The 6202-nt window shown below is 49.7% G+C and carries 7 protein-coding genes; 3 read left to right on the top strand and 4 right to left on the bottom strand.

The window, feature by feature from the left end:
* A partial coding sequence (locus tag QCH34_RS04840) for a HesA/MoeB/ThiF family protein (protein WP_300330983.1) occupies positions 1-740 on the bottom strand: 740 nt, incomplete at its 3' end.
* A 188-nt stretch (positions 741-928) separates the two neighbouring features.
* On the opposite strand from QCH34_RS04840, the gene QCH34_RS04845 reads away from it, so the two are divergent.
* Positions 929-2143, top strand: a complete 1215-nt coding sequence (locus QCH34_RS04845) for a hypothetical protein (RefSeq protein WP_300330986.1) — start codon at positions 929-931, stop codon at positions 2141-2143.
* Between the two features lie 51 nt (positions 2144-2194).
* Here the strand turns inward: QCH34_RS04845 and QCH34_RS04850 are convergent, their stop codons facing one another.
* Positions 2195-3208, bottom strand: coding sequence for a TIGR00269 family protein (locus QCH34_RS04850; protein ID WP_300330989.1), 1014 nt, complete (start codon positions 3206-3208; stop codon positions 2195-2197).
* Positions 3209-3211: 3 nt separating this feature from the next.
* The gene (locus QCH34_RS04855) at positions 3212-3436 is read right to left on the bottom strand and encodes a MoaD/ThiS family protein (RefSeq protein ID WP_300330995.1); all 225 of its coding nucleotides are present in this window, start codon (positions 3434-3436) and stop codon (positions 3212-3214) included.
* A 110-nt stretch (positions 3437-3546) separates the two neighbouring features.
* Here QCH34_RS04855 and QCH34_RS04860 point away from each other — a divergent pair, with 110 nt between their 5' ends.
* Entirely contained in the window at positions 3547-4083 is a 537-nt protein-coding gene (locus tag QCH34_RS04860) for a DUF1890 domain-containing protein (protein ID WP_300331000.1), read from the top strand.
* 55 nt (positions 4084-4138) lie between these two features.
* Complete coding sequence (locus tag QCH34_RS04865) at positions 4139-4426, top strand: DUF1894 domain-containing protein (RefSeq protein ID WP_300331005.1); 288 nt, start codon at positions 4139-4141, stop codon at positions 4424-4426.
* Positions 4427-5862: 1436 nt separating this feature from the next.
* On the opposite strand, the gene QCH34_RS04870 is transcribed toward QCH34_RS04865, so the two are convergent.
* A partial coding sequence (locus tag QCH34_RS04870) for a HEAT repeat domain-containing protein (protein ID WP_300331008.1) occupies positions 5863-6202 on the bottom strand: 340 nt, incomplete at its 5' end.

Raw genomic sequence — 6202 nt, forward strand, 5'->3', positions numbered from 1 at the left:
TCAACTGCTATTGTGTCGACTTCCGCCCTCTCGCCATCCCAGAGGAGGAGGCGGTTTTCAAGGAGTTCACCTGTGTCGGTCAGGTATTTGATGACCTCGTTTGCCTGCACGACTCCGATGAATCCGGCAGTTGTTCCAAGCACAGGAAACGTCTCTTTCGGCGGGGCATGGGGGAAGATACACCTGAGGCAGGCGGTTCTGCCGGGGATAATCGTTGTTGCCTGCCCTGAAAAGCCGTGGATCCCTCCATGGAAGAGCGGAATCCCTTTCTCAAAAGCAGCTTCATTCAGGATGTACCTCGTCTCGAAATTGTCCATCGCATCCACAATCCCATCGGCATCTTTGATCAAGTTGGAGATATTCTCAGAATCAATGGTGGTATGATGTGCCTCTATAATAATCCCGGGATTCATCGCCTCCATCTTCTGCCGTGCCGATTCACTCTTCTTCTCCCCGATATCCGGGGTTGAGTGGATAATCTGGCGGTTTAGGTTCGAGAGCTCAACGAGATCATTGTCCGCGATGATGATCTTTCCTATCCCGGATGCTGCGAGATAGAGTGCAATTGGGGAGCCCAGGCCCCCGGCTCCTGCGATGAAGATTGCGGCTTGTTTTAGCTTCTCCTGCCCCTCCTCGCCAAAGAGCATGATCTGGCGGGAGTAGCGTCTCTGTTCGTCTGGTGAAAGCACGCTTGTTTCTTCGGATCTTGTGTTATTGGGTAGAGGGGTTATATCTATCATAATATAATTTCTATCACTGCGTTTCCTCTGCAATTATATACCGCAATTGACACCCGGTACCAAAATTCCTGACTTTCAATATAAATCCAAAAAAAGATATACTTTTGGAAATAATTTCAGCTATATGATCCTGGTTATGGTTTATTGACTGGATTTGATAAGGCATACATGCAGACAGGTGTTTACTTATGGATATTCGATATCTGAATATAATTACACTTATTATCGGGGTTGCCTTCATATCAACTGTCATCATTGCAACTTCTTCTCCAAATCAACCTGTTACAAAATACGAAACGAATTGCATCAGTATAATTTGCACAGATTCATATAACGGATCCCCTCTGGCTCTTGCCTCACTCAGTCATTATTTTGGAACACGCGTGATTGATATTCGTTCGACACCTAAAGAGACTCTGGCTCTTCCAAAACCAGAGGAAGAAGATTTGATTCCCGAGATCGAGGATGATGATGACCTCTTCGTAAAAACTCTTTTGGAAAAGGGCGAAAGAATCTCTGTTTTGGCTACTCTCTGTAATGAATTGGTAAAGGGGGGAAACAGGCCGCTATTGATTACGCAGAGTGAAGAGCTACAGAGATTATCCCTGGAAACCTGGGAAGAAGTTGCATCTATGACAGTTTCTAAGGATTTCATGAAGGAACATCACAATTTTCAACATGCTATGGTCAAGATGATTGCCACAGCCTCGTACTTTTCACGAGGTCTCCCCGGCTCAGTGAGTGAACGCCAGAAAATGATTGTAGATATTACTGAGGCGCAGGCTTCCCTGAATGCTGTAAGAAAAGAGGTAGAGCAGCTCTCGTTAGTCAAGGATGGGAAGAATCCCGCATCGGGTAATTATCAGTTCAGGGTTGATACGGCCACTGAGCATGAAATGGCAAAACAAGAGCTTTCAAATATGAACATTTATCCCTTGCCTGATGGTCTCCTACCAATGGGAAGGGGCTTCAAATACATGGATTCAACACAAAGCAATGATATAATTATATCCCCGCGGTATGCATCAACTCGATCATATTTCTGGTATGAAGATGGAATCACAGGGAAGACAGCTCACGTGAATGCTCCAGAAGGTGCAATTTATATTGTAGTACACCTGCGTGTTGCCCATAGTGGGAACCGTGATGGTAAGATCTATGCCATTAAGACCCCTCCTCTCTCGTCATTCAGGCTGAATGGGGCTGGTGAAGAGTTTCATCCTATTCAGACAGCACTGTTTACCTCCCTTGGAGAGATGTATTCTCAGAAGACGCTGGGTAGGAATGATATAACTACGAGTTCTATCGTTTTTGAAGTGCCATTTGGTTTAAAGCTATCAGACTCGTATCTTGTTATTGATCTTGGGTCAGTCTGGGGTAAGCCTGGATGGGTGCTTGGGTGAAAAAAGGTCCAATAAGTTCTAAATGAGAGTATTACAATTTTTTATAGTATATCAATTTTTCTCATTGGCAAGCTCTAAAACCCGGCACACAGCACAGATCTCCCCGCTACAGATCTCACCGCAACGACGGCACCGGTTAACCGCTCCTTCTCCCCGCACCCCCGGTTCACCTGCACCGACGATCTCCCGTACATCATCGCGAGCAGAGATCAACTTCTGCCGTGTCCCGGGATACTGCAATTCAAGAGAGCTGAGCATCTCCCGCACCTCTCCCCTGAGTGCGGTGTGGGCATACGGGCATTCGGGGAGATCGGTAAATGCCCCCTGCACCATCAGGTAGATCACAATCTCCTTCTCCGAGAGCGGGAGGAGCGGTTTAATCCTTGGAATAAAACAGTCTGGGTATCCGGATGCGGTATCCATAACCATCCGGGGAAGATCGCCCCGAAGCAGGTTCATCAGGACTGATTGTGCCTCGTCATCCAGGTTATGGCCGGTTGCGATCTTGGTTGCCCCGGCACGCCGGGCACCCTCAAGAAGCGCTCTCCTCCTGAGCACCCCGCAGACGGTACATGCCTCCTCTTCGCGGCCTTTGAGTAGGGTGTCGAGGTCGGATCCGAAGAGCTCACGAAAACTGATGATCTGCTGCGAAATTCCAAAACGCCCGACCAATGCAGCTGCTGCCTCCATCGTCTCCTCACGATAGCCTGCGATCCCTTCATCGATGGTTACTGCAACAAGATCCGCAGTTGGCCTGACAGCATCGTTCTCTCTGGCACCTTTCTCTGAAGAGTCATCATCACCACCGGAAGCGAGAATCCGGGAGAGGATCATCAGGAGGGCTGTGCTGTCCTTTCCGCCCGAGAGCCCGACTGCGATCCGGTCGGAATGAGAAATCATGCCCTCGGCTATCATTATATTTCGCACCCGCTCTTCGCAGTCCCTGATGAAATGGTCTGCACAGAGGTGGCGGTCTGGATCGGTGAGCCGGGCAACGGCAGGCTTCGTGCAGAAGGAGCAGGTTTTATCCTTTCCGGGAATATCACCGCTTTCACCATTAATCATCTCTTATCCTCCATGGGAGACGGAAACGATTCTGATCTCATCATCCCCGCGAGCAATGAAATCTTCCGGTACAACAGTTCCATTTCTGATCACGATCACGCTTGTCGGGTTGCAGCCAAACCCATCCAGTATTTCTCGAATATTCTGTGGATCCGGAGGGAGGGTGTGGCGGCTTTTGTCGGGGAGAATCACCTGCATTTCATAGTGATCTGGATCATAGAGCATCATAAAGCTCCTGATGGATGACCCTCATGTCTCTCCCCCGCGTATCAGACTGAACCCTCACATCGGGATCAGCAGCGTTTATCCATCCGAAGCACCAAGCAACTGTGAAAGCTATGCCATCAAGTATCGCAGGAAAACAATCTCAAGTCATGCTCAGCCAGGGAGTGGCATCACGGGGGGATCTGATGGATAAAACCGCAAACGAGGCACTGATCGTTCTTGGATGTCCCGAGGTTCCTGTCCAGCAGGCGCTTGCCCTCTATGCAGCAGACCGGTTGAATGACGATGGATACACGCTCACCATTGCAGGGAACCCCTCTGTTCTGAACCTGCTCAGGATCTCAGATCCAAAAAAGATGTATCTCCGGGAGCTTGTCGAGCTTGAAAAGTGTATCGATGAACTCTCACAGGAGATCCGGCGGCCATCTCTGGTCCTGGCATTTATCCATAATGATGCCGGGATCTCATATGCATCAACGATCCGGTTCCTCTTCCACGGCCGTCTTGTTGTCCTGATCTTTGGGAGGGATGCAGAAGCCCTGGCAGGAGATCTTGATTGCTCCTGCGATCTCATTATGGATCCGGCGGTTCATAACCCCGGCAAACTCAGAAGAAAACTCGATCTGGTGATGGGGTGGGAGAAGCGATGAAAGTAAAGGGAGACTTCTATCGAGCAGAAAGAACATTTCAGGGGGGTATTCTATAATGAGCTGTGTACAGAACCTTGGATATGAGGTGATCCTGGAATACACCTCCTTCAGGGAGAGCCGGGAATATATTGAGAAGCACTATACCGAGGTATACTATGTCGATCCCGGATTCCTCCTCTTTGAGAAACGGATGATAGGGGTGCCTCCGATTGCAGTTGCCATTGAAGGAGCGGACACGGTGATCCTCCCTTATACAAAGCCCTGTTTTGGGACCTACCTTCTCCGGGTGCAGGATGAGGAAGGGGCGGCCTATGTCCGGGCGAATGCACGTCGGAAACCGTGAAAAACTTATATTTCTTTAATATCTCTACCCCTTAAAACTCCCATAAATCCCTCAATATTCCTCTAATTGGGTGCATAGGTTTGACCCCTCCCGGCTTCAGGGGGGGCACTGCCTGCCCCCTTTCGCCTGTTGGGGTGGGCGACCTGCGGTCACCAAGCGGGGCTGATTGCCCCGCAATGAGGATTATGGCGCTGTCGCGCCGGAATTGTTTTCATTTCAATCTCATTGGAGAGAAACAAACGACAGTAACGCGCCCTGCCGCTTCCCCTTCTTTGATGGATCCGCAGCCACCCGCATCGCCCATTTATCCCGTTTCATCCACAGGGGCTCCCTGAGCTTACCCATTCCTCTCACTTCCCACCGGTGCCAGCTGGCGATGCCTGTTTTTGCCCTGCTATCCTTCTGCCCCCCTCAGGAGAGGGGGGATCAAAGGGGGGTTGCCTATGTGTTGTGTGTCACAGAACAGGTCTTTTCAAGAGTAATGAAAGAACCTGTAAGCGCATTTGTCTTATATGACGCGCCCTGCCATTCCCCTTCTTCGATGGATCCGCAACCATCCGCATCGCCCATCAATCCCGCATCCTACCCAGAAACTGCGTTGGGCTTACCCATTCCCGCCACCCCTGCCGGCGCCAGCTGGCGATGCCTGCTTTTGCCAGCTATCCTTCTGCCCCCCTCAGGAGAGGGGGGATCAAAGGGGGGTTGCCTTGGGTGCCGGATGTCACATTAAAGGTCGTTCAGGTTGGAACGAGAAAACTGTAAGAGCGGTCAATGATAGTCGGAATGCAGGATAAAATGAGAAATTCCCTCCGTTTATATATAAAAATCTTAAAACCGCTTATATCTTTGATGAGCCTGGTTTCTGCTCATAGCGTTTATTATCTTAACCAATCGGGCTTCTGTATCAATCCAATAAAAAAGGGTGTGTTTCATAGAGATATGGAGACGGTACGTTTTCGGGTTGGATCTTTTCAGGAGTTTCCTATTGCATCTTTTATGTACTTGCAGAAGATATCTGTCAAGACACAATTCAATAATCTCTTTGATGTGGGTTCTTTGCTTCTTTGGAATCGTTGATATGTATTTCAGTGCTTCTTCACTGAAAACAATATCATACATCCGAAAAGACCTCTTCCATTGAGTGGTAACGGGTCCGTTTATCGATTATCGTTAAATCTTTGATAACTCTCTCAACATCCTAATCGTCATCATCGTCTGATCTCATGAGAGCCTGATCTGCGATTTCTGAAATGAGAGAGTCATAACTCTGATCCTCTTTCCGCAATTTTGATAGTTTCAACCAGGTCTCATGGGAGATAGAGAGTGTTGTTCTGGCGCTATCTGATGCCATATACTATACTATATATTTGAGGCTATTATGGTTTTACACCTGACTCTTATCACAGAACCAACCCGTGGCACTGGGGCACCGCCTCTCACCTTTCCGTCCTTTCAGAGAGCACCCTGAGCGCCTCCCAGGCAGCATCCTGGACGATATCCTTCTCATCGTCGAGCAGGGGCCGGATCAGCTCTGCAACCGTTGGATCGCCGATCTTGCCGAGCGCTTCGGCAGCGGCTGCCCGGACTTCCGGACGCTCATCCTTCAGCAGATCGGTGAGGGGAGGGATCGCACGAGGGTCCCGGATCTCGCCAAGTGCAAGAGCCACACCCCGGCGAACCCAGCGATCCGCCCCGTCTAGGCATCCGATCAGGGGCTCGACTGCAACCGGATCACCGATGGCGCCAAGCGACTTGATCACGACAAAGACCACATCG

The organism is Methanocalculus sp., assembly GCF_029762515.1.
Taxonomy (GTDB): Archaea; Halobacteriota; Methanomicrobia; order Methanomicrobiales; family Methanocorpusculaceae; genus Methanocalculus.

Bases quoted from the DNA above. Each gene is read 5' to 3' on its own strand.
- QCH34_RS04845 (WP_300330986.1), top strand. From the start codon at position 929: ATGGATATTCGATATCTGAATATAATTACACTTATTATCGGGGTTGCC.
- QCH34_RS04850 (WP_300330989.1), bottom strand. From the start codon at position 3,208: ATGATTAATGGTGAAAGCGGTGATATTCCCGGAAAGGATAAAACCTGC.
- QCH34_RS04855 (WP_300330995.1), bottom strand. From the start codon at position 3,436: ATGATGCTCTATGATCCAGATCACTATGAAATGCAGGTGATTCTCCCC.
- QCH34_RS04860 (WP_300331000.1), top strand. From the start codon at position 3,547: ATGCCATCAAGTATCGCAGGAAAACAATCTCAAGTCATGCTCAGCCAG.
- QCH34_RS04865 (WP_300331005.1), top strand. From the start codon at position 4,139: ATGAGCTGTGTACAGAACCTTGGATATGAGGTGATCCTGGAATACACC.